This window comes from Oleiharenicola sp. Vm1 (assembly GCF_047777955.1).
Classification (GTDB): Bacteria; Verrucomicrobiota; Verrucomicrobiia; order Opitutales; family Opitutaceae; genus Didemnitutus.
In genome coordinates this window covers 617513-635734 of record NZ_CP180537.1, presented here as the reverse complement: position 1 = coordinate 635734, position 18222 = coordinate 617513, and the positions used below count along the sequence as shown (strand labels likewise).

Below are 18222 nucleotides of genomic sequence, written 5' to 3'. Positions count from 1 at the left end.
GGAGATCACTTTTCTCCGAAGCTTAGTTGCCAGTTGACGTGGCAACCGAAGCATGGAGCAAACTAAGTTCAACGTCAGCCGGTTCGAGAATCGGACCGGAACGGTTTCATGGAGAGTCACGGGATACCTTCACGGTGTCCGCATCCGAAAAAACTTCGCGACCCGCGAAGAAGCAGGCGCAGAAAAAGCCGCGCTGGAAATCCGCGCGATTCAGAATGAGAGCGGCCAACGGACTGCAATCACTTCGCTGAGCGATGCCCAGCTTCGCGAAGCTGAGTCCGTCTTCCATCGAATCGCAGGCAAGCAACGCCCGTTGGCGTTCTACGTGGACTACGCACTCGCGAACTATCGCGAGCCCGAACACCAGAAGAGCGTTTCAGACGCGGTGACGGACTACGTTGCGGCGAAGAAGCGCGAGTTCGAACAGGACCAACTCTCGAAACCCCAATACCGTCGAATTGATTGGGAAATGAAGCGCTTCGAAAAGCACTTCAAAGGGAAGACGGTGGCCGAGATCACTCCGGCAAATATCACCGCGTTCCTGGAGGTGAACAATTCGACCCTGAAGACCTTCAACAACCGTCGCGGCGTTCTTTCGACCTTCTTCAAGTTCGCCTTCCATCGCGGTTGGGCAGTTGAAAACACGATCCTTCGCGTTCCGCACCACCGCATTCGCATGCGGCGCGGTTCCGCCATCACCTTCACTGCGCAGCAGGCACGCGAGCTGATGACCTTTGCCGAAACCTACGAAGGCGGTCGCTGGGTGCCCTATTTCGCCATCTGCCTGTTTGCGGGTGTGCGTCCCGGCGTGCCGGACGGCGAAATCACGAAGCTGCGTCCGGAGCACGTTTCCTTGGATACCGGCATCATTCATATTCCCTCGACCGTTTCGAAAGTTCGGGAGCCTCGCCGCATCACGATCCAACCGAACCTCGCTGCATGGTTGCGCGCCTATCCCCTCGAAAAATACCCGCTAATCGTGGGCAACTTTAAGAAGCGCCGCGAACGCTTCAAAGATCGGTTCAACCTCACTCACGATGTGCTGCGCCACACTTTCATTTCGATGTTCGTGGCAAAGTATCGCTCCATTGGCGAAGCCGCCATTCAAGCCGGGAACTCGGAAAGCATCATCCGAAAGCATTACCTCGACCTTAAGAGCACGGAGGAAGCCGATGCGTTCTTTGGAATCATGCCGAAGAAGCAGGCGGCTTGGGCTGCATGACCAGTTGGTTGACGCAGTATCTTGGGCATATGGAAACGCCGCAGACCGCCACGAATTCCAAGCGCCCGCTCACCGACATTGTTGGTCTCCGGAATAGCGGTATCTTTCCGGTCGGTCGTGAGCCCTCGATTCGCACCCTGCGGACATGGACAAAGCTGCGTCGAATTCCACATCACCGGGTCGGCCATTTCGTCTACTACGATCTTGCGGAGGTATCCCGAGGCTGACCCGAAAGGTCGCGGCTTCTATTCGTTTCGTGAGGCAGGGGTCGTGTGACCCCCTTTTTTTAGCGGCGGTTCTTGGCGGGGAGCCGCTCGGCGATCGCAAAACCCTTTCCTACGGCGCCCAGCTCGCAGAGATCTCGCAGCGCGCCCCAATTGGCCCCATCGAGCGAGTTGCCGCCGTTCTCGTAGAGCACCGCGAAGTCGCAAAGTGCTTGGAAGCCGCGCTCGGAACGACTCAGTTGCTCGATCGCGGCTGCCGCGTGAATGCGCGCGGCATCGTCGCCGGAAATGTGTGTGGATTTGATCGGTGCTTTCATGGACAGGTCTAGGTTTCCGTGATTTCGATGCTGTTGATCGTGCATTGCCCGTGCTGGCCGCGCCGCATGACACGCACCCGCCCGGTGAGAAAATGGGAAAACACGTCTGCGAGTCCGGTGCCGCCTATGCGCGCGAGGAATCGCGGAAATTCGATGACGACCTCCTGCTGCGTCGTTCCGCGCAAAGATGCCCTCACCACCGCAAGGAGCGGCAGAGCGACAACCTCGTTGCCGCACTCGAATGCAGTGAATCCACCGATACCTTGCGGATGAATCTCGAACGGAGGTTGAGCTGGTGAATTCATGCGATGTCTCGCCCGCGCACCTTTTGCAGTCCGTCAACTTGGCACCCCGGCAGCCAGCCCCGGCTCCACCCGCACAGACTTTGAAAGATCGCGCGCCAACCGATGTGGCCTAAAGCCTGGCTCGGCATATTCGACGGTTCCTCGCACGCCCTGGTTGAAATATCCTTGAGTGCGCGGGCAAACAGCCCGGCCGATTCGACGACGTCCAGCGCGGCCTTCCTTTCGCCGCTCGGAAGCCCGCCAATCAGCGCGTTCTTATCGGGTGTGTGCAGCGTGCAGCTGCTCCGGCCACGCGAGCACGCAACATAAGCCGCTTTCGCATCCAGACGCGCCGCGGCGACAACCACGTGCTCGGCCGTTTTGCTTTGCGAACGGTGACTCGTCACCGCGAACCCATGCGCCAAGTGGGCAAACTGCTTCGTATCTATTGCCCGACCATCCGCGGTCGTGATGATTCCTCCGCACATTTCCGCCACCGTGAAAACTTCACCATTGATAACGTTTGCCGTTTTGTCGTTCGCGCGGGCGAGCAATTTGTCGCCGGCACATAGGCGTCGATGTCGAGGTCGCTGTGATACGGGAACTCGACGCCGTGCCAGCTGTTGCGCTGGTCGCGCAGCCAGCGCGGCTGATTGCGGATCCCCTCCTCGGTCAGGGGCAGCGACTTCGGCCGCGTCCACGTCCGCGAGGCAAATTTCCCGCGGTGGCGCTCGGCCGGGGCGAAGTCGGCGTGCACCGCCTTATGTGAGAGGTAGAGGAAGAACGGCTTCTCGCCGGGCTTCTGCTGCTTGAGCCAGTCGATCGCATAATCGGTGAGCTCGTCGGTCATGTAGCCTTTGAGCGGAACGCGTTTCCCGTCGACGTTGAGGGTGTAGCTCTTGTTCGGCGCGTAATACTGCCCCTGGCCGCGGAAGCTCACCCAGTGGTCGAAGCCCGGTTGCGGATCGTCGCCATCGACCCCCATGTGCCATTTGCCGATGAAGGCCGTCGCGTAACCGGCCTTCTGCAAATACTGCGGAAAATAGACGGTGCCGGGCGGGATGGCGCGCTGGTTGTCGATGACGCGGTGCCGGAAGGTGTAGAGGCCGGTCAGGATGGAGGCGCGGCTCGGCGAGCACAGCGACGTGGTGACCATCGCGTTCTTCAGGTGGGCGCCCTCGCGGGCGAGGCGATCGAGGTTGGGCGTCTCGGCCAGCGGGTGACCCATGAAACTCATCGCATCGTAGCGATGATCGTCGGCGAGGATGAAGACGACATTGAGTGGCTTGGCGCCCGGCAGGCGTTCGGGGAGGATCACCTGCGGAACGGGAACGACATCGGCCAAGGCGACGGAGAACGCGGTCGCCCCCAGGAGGGCGGCCAGGACGATGAGAGAGCCGGGGGATTTCATGACAATTGAGGGGGACGGTTGGGCGGCGAAGTGACCCGGCGGAGCGACCTCCTCAACCCCGCGAAGTCGGGTCAGGGCAGCGACCGCAAGGGATGCGGCCGCCGTGCCCATCGTTTTTGAGAAATGACCGGCGGGAGGTCAAAGGCGGCTCAATCAGAGGCCCCGCTGGATCGTGAAGCGTTTGATCTCTCCGGCGAACGGCTTGTCGGGCACGCCCGCGACCACCGGATGAGGACCGCTTTGGCCGATCAGGAGCGGTGTCTTGGGCGAACCGGAGAAAGGCAGCGGCAAGGAGACGCTCTCCGCGACCGCGCCATTCACCAGCAGCACGAGGCGGTTGTAGTCGATGAGGACGCGGAGGTCGGTCCACTTGCCGAGGATCGACGCCGGGCCATCGACGACGGTGGTCGTATCGATCCACGTCTTGCAATGCACGGCCACGCCGGGGCGGCCGTCTTGGACGAAGACCTTGTAGCCGTAGTCCCCGGTGGATTGCACCGCGATCACGCCGTCTGCGTTCGGCTTCACGGTGAGGTCGAGGCGGAAGGGCCAACCGGCGGGATCGATCGCCTTGTTAAACGGCACGCGGACAACGGCGGTGGCGCCGTCAAAGGAGGCGCTGTCCTCCTGCATCTTCAGGCTCTGTGGCTTGAATGAGACACCGGAATTGGCGCGGTCGACCAAGGCGCCGTTCTGCACCGTCAAGTCGAGCTGGATGCCTTCCTCGCCCTTGATGCGCGGGAAGTTCTTCGGGAAAGCATTCGGACGCCAATCGGAGATGATCTTCGCCTCCTCGAGCTGTGCCTTCAACGAGGCGTGCAGCTCGGCGTAGGCGGGATCGAGGGCGAGGTTGTTCATCTCGTGCGGGTCCTTCTGCAGGTCGAACAGCTCGTCGATGTCCTTGATCTCCGGATAAGTGATGAGCTTGTAGCGGTCCGTGCGCAGGCCCGCCATCGCCGGAATCGAGTGCACGAGCTCCTTCCAGTATTCATAGAAGACGGCGTTGCGCCAACGGGGGGCTTTCTCCTCGAACAGCGGCTTCATGCTGGCGCCCTGCATCTGCGGCGGGATGGGCAGGCCGGCGTAGCTGAGGATGGTCGGAGCGAAGTCGGCGTTCGTCACCAGCTGGTTGACGGTCGAGCCCGCCTGGATGTGGCCGGGATAGACCACGAGCATCGGGATGCGCAAGCTCTCCTCGTAGGCGAGGCGCTTGTCCCAGCGCCGGTGCTCCATGTGGAAATAGCCGTTGTCGCTCGTGAAGACGATGAGGGTGTTGTCGAGGGTGCCGCGCTCGCGGAGCAGGTCGACGATCTTGCCCAAGCTCTCGTCGACGGCGGCGAGGCAGCGGAGCTGGTCGACGTATTTGTTGTAGTCCTTCCACGGCTCCGCGGGCACGGCGGCGGGCAATTTCTCCTCCTCGATCTCGCGCGTGCGGTAGTGCCAGCGCACCTCACGGGAGGCCTGGCGTCGCTCCCACGCGGGTTTGCCGGCGAAGTCTTCCGAGTAGCTCGGCGGCTCCGCGAGTTTCGCGTCGGCGCCGAAGGCGTCCTTGTGGCGCGGCGCGGGCGTGAAGGGCTCATGCACGGCCTTGTGCGAGAGCATCAGGAAGTAGGGCTGCTCCTTCGGCTGCTGCTTGATGAAGTCGATGGCGTAGTTGGTCAGCAGGTCGGTGGTGTAGCCTTTCTGCGGCACTTTCTGGCCGTTGATGTTAAAGAGCGGGTCGTTGTAGACGCCCTGCCCTTTGAAGCTGAGCCAGAAGTCGAAGTAGGGCCGCGGCGCCCCGGAGTTGCCCATGTGCCACTTGCCGATCATCGCGGTGCGGTAGCCGGCCTGTTGAAGGTATTTCGTGAGCGGCGGCGTGACCTCGGGGTTGTAGTCGGAGGACTCGTTGTCGATGACGCCGTGGCGGTTCGCCAACGTGCCGGTGACGAACGTCGCGCGCGACGGGCAGCAGATGGAGGTCGTCACGAAAGCGTTGGCCATCATCGCACCCTGCGCCCGCAGGCGATCGATGTTGGGCGTCTTGACGTAGGGATGATTCATGTAGCCGAGAGCGTCCCAGCGCAGATCATCGACCAGCACGAAGAGGACATCCGGCTTCCTCGTTTCGGCAGCACGAAGCTGAGTGGCGAAGAAAAACAAAGTGAGGAGCGCGAGCAGGAGCCGGGGCCGGGGGAGCATGGTTTTCATCGTGGAGAGTGAGGGGGGTAAGGCTGGGTCTGAGCTCTCAGCCGGAATAAACGCGGAGGTCAGCCATTTGCCACTCGTCTGGAGTTCGTTTTCGCTGGCCGGGAGAGATCGGGGGACTGGACAACGAGTCTGTGATTGTGGACAAGAATGGAATTTTGCTATCAGCACCCCATTCGATCCATCTTAAGTGATTATGAATTAATGAATTTATAATCCGTTTAGGGGTGGAGCTTACGGCATTCAGCAGGGGCTGAGTTTGATGCGGTCGCGAGCTGCCGCTGAGGAACGCAGTCGGTGTCTGTGAGATTCATTGTTGTCAGAAAAAGGCGCCTGGCAAGGCGAATTGATTGTTTTTCGGTGTTTTTGTATTCTATTTGTTCATTTCGAGATTGCAAATAGCCCCGCACTTACGACGCTTGACCCACCATGCTTTCCAAGACGTTTCAACTCAAACGCTACGAGGGGAATCCCATCCTCAGCCCGCTTCCCGGCTCTCGCTGGGAAAGCGAAGTTACCACCAATCCTGCCGCCTGGCTCGACGAAGCCACGGGCGAAGTGCAGATGATCTACCGCGCCGCCGGCCACGACGTGGAACACCGCGTCCATTTCGGCCTCGCGGTGAGCAAGGACGGTTTCAATTTCCGCCGCGTCAACAGGGAGCCGATCCTCTCACCGCTCGTCGGGAGCATCGACAACGGCTGCGTGGAAGACCCGCGCATCATCAAGATCGGCGAATGGTATTACATCACCGCGGCCACCCGCCCCTTCCCTCCTGGTCAATATTGGCTGAATGAAAATCACCACGCCAATACGAATGGCCATTTTCCGAAGGACTTTCCCGTCGCACTGCGGAAAAACCTGACTTCGACGCAGCTGTATCTGACCCGCGACTTCAAGGAGTGGATCCGCGCCGGACGTCTCACCAACGCCAAGCTGGACGATCGGGACGTCATTATCTTTCCGGAGAAGATTAAGGACAAGTGGTTCACGATCCACCGTCCGATGCAGTGGCACGGCGCGGGCTTCCCGAACGCCCATCCCGCGATCTGGATTGCCGAGTGCGAAGACCTGCTCGAGTGGAAGGACATGAAGCTCTTGGCGAAGGGCGAGTATGCGTGGGAACAGAAGATCGGCGCAAACAACCCGCCGCTCAAGACGCCCCACGGCTGGCTGCAAATCTATCATGGCGTCGGTGCGGACAAACAATACCGCCTCGGCGCCTTGCTGCTTGACCTCGATAACCCGATGAAGGTCACGCATCGCACGCCGGAACCGATCTACGAGCCGACGGCGCCCTACGAAAAAGAGGGCATCTACAAGGGCGTGTGTTTCCCCTGCGGCCATGTCGTGATGAACGGCACCTACTTCCTCTACTACGGCGGCGGCGACGTGCACTGCTGCGTGGCGACCGCTCCCTTGGACCAGTTCCTCAGCCATCTGCTGGCCAATCCGGTCCGCTGATTCGCGTTCACCACAGTCTGACTTCCTTTTCGCAGGCCGGCCGAGACCGGCCTGTTTTATTTTCTACCTCCACCAGGGGATGGATGCGCTCCTTCCTCCTCGAACCGACCTACTGTGAACGCGTCTGGGGCGGCCCCGGGCGCGCGGTCCACCTCGGCCGCGCGCTGCTTCCGGTGACTATTCCGGCGAGAGGACGAATTCGCGGGCCTCGCCGGCGGAAACCGGCCCGGGACTGAGCGCATGTTTGCGGTATCCAGCCACGACCAGCGCGTCCGCCACCAAGGTGCCGTGCAGCACACGGAGCACGGCTCGCTGGTCCTTCAACTCCCACGTGCCCCAAGCCGAACCGTTCGACCAGAAATGGCGCCCGGGGCGGGCACCGAAATTGATCTGCCGCTCGACCGCTGAGTAGCGGAAGCCGCTCCAAGCGACGAGGGTGTTCCAACTCGCCAGCGCGCGACCGTAGTGGTGACCGCACTCGGGCTCGTCGAAGGGGTTGCGCTTGCGACCGTCGAAGCGATCCCGAATCGCCTGAATGACGCGCAGTGCATCGTCGTCCATGCCCATCTGGATCATGCTGACGGCCGCAGTGTATTCGAAGCCGGTCATCGCCTCCGCGAAATACGGGAAAGGCACCGCGAGGCGACCGCGTGGCCAACTCGCCATCAGCAGGCCCGCCTCGTCGCCCAGGACGAAGGATCGCATGTTGTTGAAATGATTCGCGAAGCTCGGAAGGAAATTGTGCCGCATCACGCTTTCCAGGGCTCGGCGCTGGTTGGCGGGATTGGACAGTTGTCCCAGACCGGTGAGATGGGCGAGGCTTTGACCGACCAGTTGGTCGACGAGGCAGCCGGAGCCCAGTTGGAAGTGCGGCAGCTCGGCAGCGCGGGGACCGCTCCAATCCACGAAGGCGTGAGTCTTGGGGTCGGTGATGATCTGCTCGAAATAATCTCCGTTGAAGAGTCGGGCATCCATGAAGGCGCTGCCCTTCTTGAACAGATCCTCGCAGTGCGCCGCGAAATCGCCGTCACCCATCGCGGTGGCCATGCGGGCGCCGGCCCGCAGCGCCGCGAGATACCAGAAGCCCATCTGGGGATTTGGCCCGTAGTATTCGACGTCCATCGTGTTGTGCTGGCGGCCTTCCATGACGCCATCCTGATCCGCGTCCCATCCGCCGGGCGTCCACGCATAGGCGAGGGCGGAGCGGACCTTCGGCCAGTGCCGCTCCAGAAATGCGCGATCACCACTGAGCTGCCACTCGCGGTAGAATTTCACGATGCAGCCCATCTGCCCGTCGGCCGCCGAGCCTTTCCACGCGGTGGCCTTGTCCAGGGGCAAGACGACACGAAACGCCATGCGGCCCGTTTGGTCCGTGGCCCGGGCGAATTCCACTTCGCGCATCGTTCGAGCGAGATCGCCAAAGAGCAGCGGCGTGGCGGTTTCGTAGTTCCACACATGGGTGCAGGAGCCGAAACACGAACCCGCTTCATCCATCACGCCTTCCCACGCCATCAGTTCGCCGGTCGGAAGCCGGAAAACAGTCTGCGAGCGCAGCGTTGGCAGATTGAAGAGCGCCGCCTCGCGGATGGCGACCGGGGCACTGGAGGAGGCGACCGCGTCGACAAAGCGGCGCGTGTCGCGCTCCAGTTCGGCCATGCGGGGCACGATGTCCTCCGCTGCCGCCCACGCGTCGGCGAAGCGCGTCGTGTAGAAGTTGCCGACGAGGGGCTCTTCACCGGTGGGGAACTTGAACGTGCTCCATGCCGCGCGGTTCGGAAAATGCCAGGTGAGGAAGAACGTGAAAGTGCGCGAGGCGCCGGCGGGGATTTCCTTTTGCACACTGAGGGAGGCCATCGGGTCGTCTTCGGCCCGCGTGTCCCTCTGGGTAAGATTGCCGTCCACGCTGAAATCGTCCCAGAAATCCAGCAGCGCGCCCGCCCAGTCGTTGGTGGCCAACGAGGTCCGGTAAGTGACGCCGGCGGTTTCCTCGGTGACGAGCGCCAGCGTGCCCCAAGCGGGATTTTTCGGATCGACGCCCAGCGAGTCAAAATAGAGGCCGCGCAGCGCGGGGGTGGCGCGGAACACGTTGCGATTCTTTTTGGCCCCGACGGGGATGTAGTCACCCTTCCAGTCGCGCTCGATCTTGCTGCCGTCGCGTCCGATGAAATTGCGCATCGTGCCGCAAACCGAGACGGTGAGCGCAGAGGAGGAGAGATTGGTCACCTCGTAGCTGAGCACGGCGACGGGCAAACTGCTGTTATCGGTGTCGCCCGGAATCAGCGGGTTGAAGCCACGCAGCGTGACGCGCACGGGCAGCGCTGGATCGGAGAGATGGACTTGGCCGAAGGGGTAGGCCGCTTCGAAGCGAGCCTCGTGGAATCGAGGTAGCCCGTGGTGGTTGGCCGGCCGCCCTTCGTAGTGCTCGTATTCCGCCGGATCGAGAGGCCCCAGCAGGGCCTTGGTCGTTTTCGCGCCGTCGGGAGTGCGCACGAACAGCGCGAAGAAGGGCGCTTCGTTGCCTGTCGTGACGGTGCTGTAGCCGCGAGCCGGCCGGTTCATGATCTGCCAATCGCGCAATTCTCCGCGGCCGCCGAGCGACACCGTGCCGGTGCCGATGCCACCGAGCGGAAGAGCAATCCGCGCCAGGTGCGAGCTGTCATACTGTCGCAGGACCGGCCATTGTTCGGGCTGCCACGGTGCGGCAGAAGCAATCAGCGCACTGGCGAGTGCGAGGAGGGGGAGACGGGAGAGACAACGTTGCATGGCGAAAGGGTAGGCCGTTAACGCGCGAAACCGAATTGGTGCGGCCCCTGAGCGCCGCCGCTCGCGAGCTAAGCCTTGGCCGCAGCCGTCTGCTGTGAAATCGCCGCCTCGAGCTCGAGCTCCATCTTGCGGTCGATCTTGTAGAAGCAGGTGACGATCGCCGTGAGCACGGCGAAGACCGCCGGGATGAGGCTCATCTCCAGACGCAGGATGTTCAGCGTCGCCGGTGTTTGCTCCGCGTTGGCCACGTAGCCCGCACCACCGAGGAACATCAGTGCGACGGCCGGGCCGACCGTCCAACCGATCTTCTGCGAGGCCGTGCCGGCGGAGAAGATCACGCCCGTGGAGCGATGACCGAACTTGACCGCGCCGTAGTCGGCCGTGTCCGCGATCATCGACCAGAAAAGAGGCATCATGGGCGCGGCGACCAACGCGATGAGGAGTTGGTTCGCGAGCATCAACGGGAACGAGGTGACGGGAATGAAGTAGAACCACACCAGCAGCGCCGCAAACAACAGGTTGAGGATCACGTAAGCGCGACGCTTGCAGCCGATCAAACTGCAGATCGACTTGCTCAACAGCACCGCGATCACGGCCATGACCGAATTGTAGAGGAGCAGCGAAGTGCCCCAGGCTTCGTTGCCCACGTTATACTTGAAGTAGTGGAGCGTGGTGGTGGCGCGGATCGCCTGTCCCATCACCGTCAAGACGCTGATCGCAATCACCATGAGCCAGGGACCGTTGCGCGCCAGTTGCTTCAGCTCCTCGCGGAAGGACTCCTGCTTCTGCTCCACTTGGCGCACCCGCTCGTGGCAGGTCTTGAATGTGAAGAAGAACAACCCGCCGGCGAGCAGCGCGATGATGACCATCGCACCCGAGTAGCCGAACCGCACGTCGCCCCGGCCGATGACCTTGACCAAGTAGGGAAGCATCAGCGTGACGGCGAAGATGCCCGCGTTCGCGCCCACGAAGCGGTAGGCCGCGAGCACGGTGCGCTCTTCAGATTTCGCGGTCATCACGCCCATCAACGCACCGTAGGGCACATTGATCGCCGTGTAGATCATCATGAGCGTCGTGTAGGTGAAGTAGGCGTAGACCAACTTCATCGTCGGGCTCCAATCGACCGTCGTGAACGTCAGGACGCCAAACACCATGTAAGGAACGATCATCCACAGGATCCATGGACGGAACTTGCCCATCTTCGTCTCCGTGCGGTCCGCGATTGCGCCCATGATCGGGTCGTTGATCCAATCCCACGTCCGGACGAAGAGCAGCATCGTGCCGAGCGCAGCCGGGGCGATGCCGAACACGTCGGTGTAGAAGATCGCCAGGAAGTTCATGAAGATGCCGAAGTAGAGACATGAGGCCATGTCTCCGGCGGCGTAGCCTAACTTTTCCGACCAACCTATTTTCATGGTCGGATCGGTCTGGGGTGAAAGCGTGGAGGTATTCATGGGGTTGGGGCTCTCGTCGTTCTTGTTGGTTGCCGGAATCGAAACTGAGACTCGTCTGGAAACTCTCTGCCGCGGGGCGATGGGCGAGCGAGGCAGTGCGCGTGGCTAGCGCGTGCGGACATCGTGGTTCACGAATTCCTCGATCCACGAAGCCGCCACCTTATTGTAAGTTTCCTGACTCGGGTAAGTGCCGTGCTTCGCTCGATACTCCTCGAGGTATTTGCGAGCCCGTGCGAGGAACTCCTGGTGCAGGAACCACACGGGCTGCTTCACCCCTTGGTCATCGATCAGCCAGTAGCCGCGACTCTTGCCTGTCGCCGGCTCCACCTCATTGCAGTAAAGCTCCCAGTAGAGCACGAACGGACAACCCCATTCCAGGGCCCACTTCATGATCGATGCGGTATACTGCCTTTGCAGGTCGGCATCCTTGAATGACGCCAACTCGAAGCCATACTCGCCGATAAACACCCGCCTTCCCGGGATATCGCTCTTGGGCAAATGGGATTCAATATAGTCCAGCGCCTTGAAGACGAGCGCGCGCCCCGCCTCTCCCCCGAGCAAAGCCGCCGGCTTCGTGACATCGTAGCTCGACCAAGAAACGAAATCGGTGCGGATGTGTGGCAGCACCCGGTTAACGATGGCGGGGCGATCATTGTCCATCGCTTTGCGGACGTGATTCAGCTCGATGTAGAAATACACCTTCACGTCGTCATGCGGGGTGTCGCGCCGCGCATCCGCCACCGCCTTTTCGCGCAGGTTGAACCACTGGATTGCCCCCTGGATCGCCTCGGGCGTGGGATCCAGGTTGTAATCATATTTCTCTAAAAGCATGTGCCAGTCGCCCTCCCAGTTGCCGAGGTAGAACGTCTTTCCGCTCCCCGAGTAACGCTTCAGGAGGTGCGCGGTGAGCTCATAGATTTCGCGATAGACTCTCGCCGCCTCCGGTTCGCTGATCACTCCGGTTGCGAACGCCGTTTTCGAGTCGCTGAACGGATACACCCACAGCATGATGTTCCGAAACGGCATATCCATCACCCTCTCGAAGGCGGGTTGCGATCGCATCAGATCCATGAGCGAGCGGATGTTCGGATCCCGCTTGATCAGGTAGTCCTTCGAGTAAGTCGGCGTGAGGGCGATCTTGAGCGTGTCCGAGCCAAGCGCGGCTATCTGCTTGGCCGACTCCTCCAACGCGCTGTCCGAGGTAAATTGGTAGCGGACGCCGATGCTCTGAGTTCCCACCGCGAGACCGGCAAAAGGCGCCGCCTCGCCCGGCTCCGATGCCCCGCAAGCCGCCGCCGTTGCGAGCAGGATCCCAGCGGCTAGTGCTGACCGCACGCGGGGGATGATTCCGGAACTCACGTCCATGACCCGCAATGTGACGCTGCAAGCCGTCGATTCAAGAAAAATGGCAATTTATTGGACTTCTTATCCTCATTTTGACCGATCGGCGTCGAGTTTTCCCTTGTCCCTTCCTGCTCCGATGGCCATTCCGATGTGCCAAATGGCGAACGAAAAGCGCCCAACTTCCCGAAGCCGAAAGCTGAGTCGCGTGAAGCGGGTGGCCTTGCTGCTTGAATCAGATATGGCATTCGACCGGGCGATTGCCCGGGGCGTGGGTCACTACATCCACAGCCATACGGGTTGGATCATCCTCATGGACCCCATGACCGAGGCCTCCACGGAGGGTTTAAGGCATTGGGCGCCAGACGGTATCATAACCAGCATCCGACTCCCCGCGATCCGTGAAATCGCGGCCTCCACCGATGTGCCCATCGTGGGCTTCGGCAGTTATTCGGAAAAGCAAGATGGCGACCTGAAATTTCCGATTGTCAGCTCCAACCAGACTGAAATCGGGCGCATGGCGGCACGCTACTTGATCAACAAAGGCCTGCGCCATTTCGCCTTCTGCGGCGGTGCCGAGAGCGCCCAATGGTGCCATGAGCGCAAGAGGGGCTTCGCGGAAGAGCTCTCGAAGCACGGCTTCGACTGTGCCGTCTATGAGCCCGACGCCGAGTCGGTCGCCAGCATGCCCAGCGCGATCGTCTCACTCGGGAGCTGGCTCGAAACCCTTCCGAAGCCGGCGGGAGTCTTCGTCTTCTTCGATGGATGGGCGAGGTGGGTCCTCGATGCCTGCGTGCTTCAGGGCCTGCAGGTTCCCCAGGAGGTTTCCGTGCTCGGCGTGGATAACGACCGGTGGCTCTGCGACCTCTCCCAACCGAGCCTGAGCAGCATCGACGCAAACGTCGAAACGGCCGGCTACATGGCGGCCGACATTCTGCATAAGTTGATGTCCGGACAGCCCGCCCCCGCCGGCGTGACCTACGTGGATCCGGCCAAGGTGGAAGAGCGCGATTCCAGCAGCTATCTCGCCTTCGAAGATTCGCAGGTGGCCTTTGCGATCCGCTACATCAAGGAACACGCCTGCGACCCGATTTCGCCGGCCGACGTCCTGAAAGTGACGGGCATGTCGAATTCGACCGCCTACCGGAAATTCATGAAGGCGCTTGGCCGCTCGATCCACGACGAGATCCAGCGGGTTCAGATGGAACGGGTGCGGCATTTACTCACGTCCACCAATCTGAGCGTTACCGAGGCGGCGCGGCAGGCCGGGTTCCAGAACATGCGCTACCTCACCAAGGTATTTCGCGATGTGACGGGCATGACCCCCACCGAATACCGGCGAAGCAAAAGCACCCCCGCGCTGGAGAGCGAAGCCTAGACCTGAGGCCGGGGCGGATATCTGCCGCAGCACCCTGCTCCAGTAAGCGTCACCCGCTCCCACCGGGTCCAGAGCCGACGGGGCGAGCGCGAGCCGAGGAGGCGCAGATTGGGCCGCCCGAGCCTTCTCTCAGCCGACGCGTGAAATGAACAAATTTTAGCTGAATCAATCGCCGCTCCTCGGCTTGGGCGTGTTTCGCGCTATTTTTTTAGCTTTCGATTAATGGTTTAGAAGATTCGGCGCAATTTTGATTGCAATTATTGAGCACTTTGTGTCTCTTTTTAGGTCATACCCCTCGCCGAGCGCCCTCCTCTCATCTCGGCGCTTCTCCCGCATCCCCCTTCTACCCCGATCGCCCCCACTCTTCGACCGTTCCCACTCACCTCGAAGCAAGACCCACCCATGCACCTATCGCCCCCCCCCCTTCATCGCGACGCTTTCCCGGCCACCCCGTTCGCTAGCGCACACCCGTGCCTTGCCGGGAACAGCGCCTTCCGTTCGAAGCTCCTCCTCACGTTGATCACGGCTGCAACCGGCGTCTTCGCGCTCTCCGCAAATGCGCAGGCGCCCACGCCGCTGGAAGGGGAAGTCGTCACCCTTTCGCCGTTCACGGTCAGCGACAACGTCGACAACACCTACGGCGCTCGCCAAGCCACAACCGGCTCGCTCGTCGCGCTCGATGTCGCCAAGTCCCCCTTCACCATCAGCGCGATCGACAGCCGGATGATCGAGGAACTCCAGCTGATCACCTTCGACGACGTCGCCCGTTTCACCACCGTCAACAGCACCGCCGGGCAAAACGAGACCGCCAACGCCCGCGGATTCCCTCTGCAGCCTCTCCGCAACGGCTACGCGCCGGGCGGCCGCGTTTACATCACCGCGGCCTATGAGCGCGTCGAAATCCTGAAGGGCCCGAACTCCGTGCTCTACGGTCTTTCGAATCCCGGCGGCGGCATGAACTACATCTCGAAGCGCCCAACGTTCAAGAACACCACCAAGGTCGGCGTCACCACCGGCTCCGACTCGCTCATCCAAGGTATGTTCGACACCACCGCGCCGATCGAGATCGGTGGCAAGAAGATGCTGGCCTACCGCCTCGTCATCGCTGGGTCCGACAAGAACGGAAGCTTCCCCGACCAATTCGCGAGATACGACGTCATCGCGCCGTCGCTCACGATCCGTCCGCTGCCCGGACTCGAACTCACGGCGGAATACGAGAAACTGCACCGCGACCGCTCGACCCTGAATCCCGCTCCGATCGTCAACGGCACGTTCGACCTGACCAACCGCGGCCGCGGCCGTGACATCAACTTCGCCGGCGCCGACAGCGTCGAGGAGAACACTCAGGACGCCTACAACCTGAGCGGCACCTACTCCTACAAGGACTGGCTCACCGTCCGCGCTCAATACAACGTCAGCAAGCGCATCTACCCGGGCTTCGTGACTTGGAATCAGGACAACTCGACCCAGCGCCCGCAGTTCAACGACAACTCCAACAGCGTCCACGGCTACAACTCCGACGTGCTCCTGCGCTACGGCTTCAAGAAAAAGGTGACGGGCAGCCTTCTCCTCGGCTCCGAATTCAACACGAACTATTTCCTCACGCAGCAGTATCGCTTCACGAACAACAACGTCGCCACGAGCCTCATTTTCCCCAACGGCATCGTCAACGCGACGCCCGCGCAACTCCGCTTCCGCAACACCGCGGACGCCGCCAACGGCTACCCCATCGCCACCCTCGCCGACATCAAGCAGCCGATCTATTACCGCGGCAACGGCGGCGACATCACTTCCGAGTTCACCAATCACCGCGCACTCAACACGCTGAAATTCTTCGACGAGCGCCTCATGCTGCTCAGTGGCTACTCCTGGGCCGAGGTCACCAACATCGGCGCCGCGCCCACCCGCACCGTTCAGTCGCAGAAGGACAATCCCTACCAGCTCGCCGTCATGCTGGACGTGCTGCAGAACCGCGGCGCCGTCGACTACGCCCGCGTCTACGCGCAAAAGGCCACCAGCTTCCGCAACCAGTTCGCCCGCGACGCGTATTTCAATCCCGTCCCGCCCAATCGCGGCAAGATCACCGAGCTCGGCGTGAAGTTCGGCCTCTTCAAGCAGCGCCTCACGGGCTCCTTCGCCTACTTCGATCAGCAGCAGGTCAACCTCGCGCAAGCCGTCCCGCCCCAAGCGGTGGATAACCCCGCCACTCCCGCCGACGAGCGCCAGACCGGCATCTTCATCGCGTCGGGCCGCGAAGGCTCCGAGGGCGTCGAATTCCGCTTGGACTACGAGCTCAACAACGCGTGGACGGTCGCCCTCGACGGCTGCTTCTTCCACGGCGGCGTCGAGGAAGACGAAGTCGTGGTCGGCCGCAAAGGCCTCCCGCTCGCCAACGCGCCCACGCGCTCCATCGCCTTCATCCAACGCTATAGTTTCCGCGGCGCGTTGAAGGGGCTCTCCATCGGACACTCCATCAACTACAAGAATGCCTACAGCACGGCGAACAACACCGTGGCCAACAGCCTCCGCATCGTTCCTTCCGCGACGCTCTTCGACGTCTTCGCGCGCTACAACACGAAGCTCTGGCGCAAGCCGGTGAACTTCAACCTGCGTGTCGCCAACATCACGGACGAAAACTACCTGCTCGGCAACGGCCGCTGGGGCGAACCCATCAGCTGGACGTTGAGCATGAACACGACGTTCTAAGCGCAGTCAGGCTTCGGCCCACAGCCGACCCGCCGCTAGATTCCCAAAGCCTGCGGCAGGAAGAGAGGCGAAACGAAACCGCCCCTCCCTGCCGCAGGTTTTTTATCTACGGTTTGGATCCGAAAACTTTCCCGAGGCACGCAGTCCCGCTTCTTCGGGCCGCACAAGCGATGGCAAGGTGCGTTCGAAAGGCTTACCAGTATCGAGTGCCGTTCCGCGAGAGTCCTCCCAACGGGCGCTATGCGATCGCGGGGCAATACCATTCCGCGCGGTCGGTTTGGTGCGACGTAGCGCCAAATTGCCTCGGATCGTGCGCCCCGAGTCTGCCAGCAAGCGCCCGAGCTTGCCTCGCCGCCTAAGAAAACCACCTTGGCCCACGTTTATCCCCTAGGTGCGCCCCTTCTCTCTTTTCATCGCGTCAGTCATCGCCGCCCTGCCCTTCCTCGTCCGTGCGGCCGATACTCCGCCGGCGACCGCGGCGGCGGCGCCGGCCGCAGTCAATTACACCAGCCTGATTGCGCAGGATCGCGCGGCGTGGGTCTCGAGTTCCAACCAGATCGCGGATGTGCTGCGAAAAATGAAGGACGGCGCCGACCAGGTGCGCGAACTGGACCGCAAAATCCGCGAGCAGAACGATGCCATTCGGGACCTGGAGTTCCAAAAGAAGAAGGCCCTCGACGAACTGCGCCGCGGAGAATTCTGCACGGGCTGCGGCCAGACCCGCAGTCAGATCGAGGCCTCCGGCCAGCACTTTCCTCATCCGGGCCAGCAGGTCCGGCCGGCCACGCCCGAGGAGTTGGAAAAGTGCAAAAAGGATTTCGACGATCGGCTGGCGAAACTACGCCTGCGCCTGAATGAACTGGAAAAACAAAAGCGCGACGCCAGCGATCGTCTGGGCGATGCCTATTTTCGGTTCATGAACCTCTACCCCGCGTATCACCATCAGCTCCTGGACGAGCGCGATCATCGTCTCGCGCAGTGGCGGCAGGAAGCCGGTGAATGGGAGAAGAAATTGCACGCGCGGCGGGGCGAACTCGAATCCGCCCAAGCCTCCCTCGTCAAAGCAGAGGACGTGGCCGTGCGCCAAGCGCTCGAGTCGCGCATCGCCGGACTGGCCCGCCAACTGGCGCGCGACACCGAGAGCGCCCGCGCCGCCGCGTCGCGCGCCACCCAGGACCAGCGCGCATTCGTCTCCGCCGCGAGCGCCGACCTGGACCGGCTCGGCACCCTGGCCTCGAGCATCGACGCGGTGTTCGGCATCCCCGACGGCTGGTATATCGACAAGGTCGTGCGTGGCGTGCCCGCTCCGCTCACCTATGTCGTGTATGGCGTCTCAGGCGTGGATCGGACGAAAGATGCGATGAACTCCGCGCAGGAATTGCTCGAGGGGGCCAGGAAGGAAACGGCCAAGAAGCAGGCCGCCGGCAAGGAACCCAGCGCGCGCTCGCTCCTCGAGGGCAAGTAACGAAAG

At 61.8% G+C, this 18222-nt stretch carries 12 protein-coding genes and 1 pseudogene; 5 read left to right on the top strand and 8 right to left on the bottom strand.

What is annotated here, in order from left to right; all coding sequences use genetic code 11:
- Window positions 1-52: 52 nt before the first annotated feature.
- Window positions 53-1222, top strand: coding sequence for a tyrosine-type recombinase/integrase (locus ACMYLB_RS03640; protein ID WP_415909619.1), 1170 nt, complete (start codon window positions 53-55; stop codon window positions 1220-1222).
- Window positions 1223-1508: 286 nt separating this feature from the next.
- On the opposite strand, the gene ACMYLB_RS03635 is transcribed toward ACMYLB_RS03640, so the two are convergent.
- From ACMYLB_RS03635 to ACMYLB_RS03615, 5 genes and pseudogenes are all read right to left on the bottom strand, one after another.
- Entirely contained in the window at window positions 1509-1763 is a 255-nt protein-coding gene (locus tag ACMYLB_RS03635) for a hypothetical protein (RefSeq protein ID WP_415909618.1), read from the bottom strand.
- A gap of 8 nt (window positions 1764-1771) precedes the next feature.
- Window positions 1772-2068 carry a hypothetical protein gene (locus tag ACMYLB_RS03630; protein WP_415909617.1) on the bottom strand — a complete coding sequence of 99 codons (297 nt, stop codon included), beginning with the start codon at window positions 2066-2068 and terminating at the stop codon, window positions 1772-1774.
- Window positions 2065-2415, bottom strand: a complete 351-nt coding sequence (locus ACMYLB_RS03625; protein WP_415909616.1) for a hypothetical protein — start codon at window positions 2413-2415, stop codon at window positions 2065-2067. Before ACMYLB_RS03625 ends, ACMYLB_RS03630 begins: the two co-directional genes overlap by 4 nt.
- 206 nt (window positions 2416-2621) lie before the next feature.
- Window positions 2622-3458 (bottom strand): annotated as a pseudogene (locus tag ACMYLB_RS03620) (sulfatase-like hydrolase/transferase); the annotation flags it as partial.
- Window positions 3459-3611: 153 nt separating this feature from the next.
- A complete protein-coding gene (locus tag ACMYLB_RS03615; RefSeq protein WP_415909615.1) occupies window positions 3612-5648 on the bottom strand; it encodes a sulfatase-like hydrolase/transferase in 2037 nt (678 codons plus the stop codon).
- Between the two features lie 426 nt (window positions 5649-6074).
- Between ACMYLB_RS03615 and ACMYLB_RS03610 the strand changes: the two genes are divergently transcribed.
- The gene (locus tag ACMYLB_RS03610; RefSeq protein WP_415909614.1) at window positions 6075-7109 is read left to right on the top strand and encodes a glycosidase; all 1035 of its coding nucleotides are present in this window, start codon (window positions 6075-6077) and stop codon (window positions 7107-7109) included.
- 177 nt (window positions 7110-7286) lie between these two features.
- On the opposite strand, the gene ACMYLB_RS03605 is transcribed toward ACMYLB_RS03610, so the two are convergent.
- From ACMYLB_RS03605 to ACMYLB_RS03595, 3 genes are all read right to left on the bottom strand, one after another.
- Window positions 7287-9872 (bottom strand): GH116 family glycosyl-hydrolase, encoded by a 2586-nt coding sequence (locus ACMYLB_RS03605; RefSeq protein WP_415909613.1) that lies wholly within the window; start codon window positions 9870-9872, stop codon window positions 7287-7289.
- A gap of 68 nt (window positions 9873-9940) precedes the next feature.
- Window positions 9941-11326: an MFS transporter gene (locus ACMYLB_RS03600; RefSeq protein WP_415909612.1), complete on the bottom strand. Its 1386-nt coding sequence runs from the start codon at window positions 11324-11326 to the stop codon at window positions 9941-9943.
- 105 nt (window positions 11327-11431) lie between these two features.
- Window positions 11432-12691, bottom strand: coding sequence for a hypothetical protein (locus ACMYLB_RS03595; RefSeq protein WP_415909611.1), 1260 nt, complete (start codon window positions 12689-12691; stop codon window positions 11432-11434).
- Here ACMYLB_RS03595 and ACMYLB_RS03590 point away from each other — a divergent pair.
- The 3 genes from ACMYLB_RS03590 to ACMYLB_RS03580 all read left to right on the top strand — a co-directional run bounded on the left by ACMYLB_RS03590 (window position 12669) and on the right by ACMYLB_RS03580 (window position 18216).
- On the top strand, window positions 12669-14045 hold the full coding sequence (locus tag ACMYLB_RS03590; protein WP_415909610.1) for a substrate-binding domain-containing protein: 1377 nt from the start codon (window positions 12669-12671) through the stop codon (window positions 14043-14045). The genes ACMYLB_RS03595 and ACMYLB_RS03590 overlap by 23 nt on opposite strands.
- 516 nt (window positions 14046-14561) lie before the next feature.
- On the top strand, window positions 14562-16751 hold the full coding sequence (locus ACMYLB_RS03585; RefSeq protein WP_415909609.1) for a TonB-dependent siderophore receptor: 2190 nt from the start codon (window positions 14562-14564) through the stop codon (window positions 16749-16751).
- Window positions 16752-17328: 577 nt separating this feature from the next.
- Complete coding sequence (locus tag ACMYLB_RS03580) at window positions 17329-18216, top strand: hypothetical protein (RefSeq protein ID WP_415909608.1); 888 nt, start codon at window positions 17329-17331, stop codon at window positions 18214-18216.
- Window positions 18217-18222: the final 6 nt, after the last annotated feature.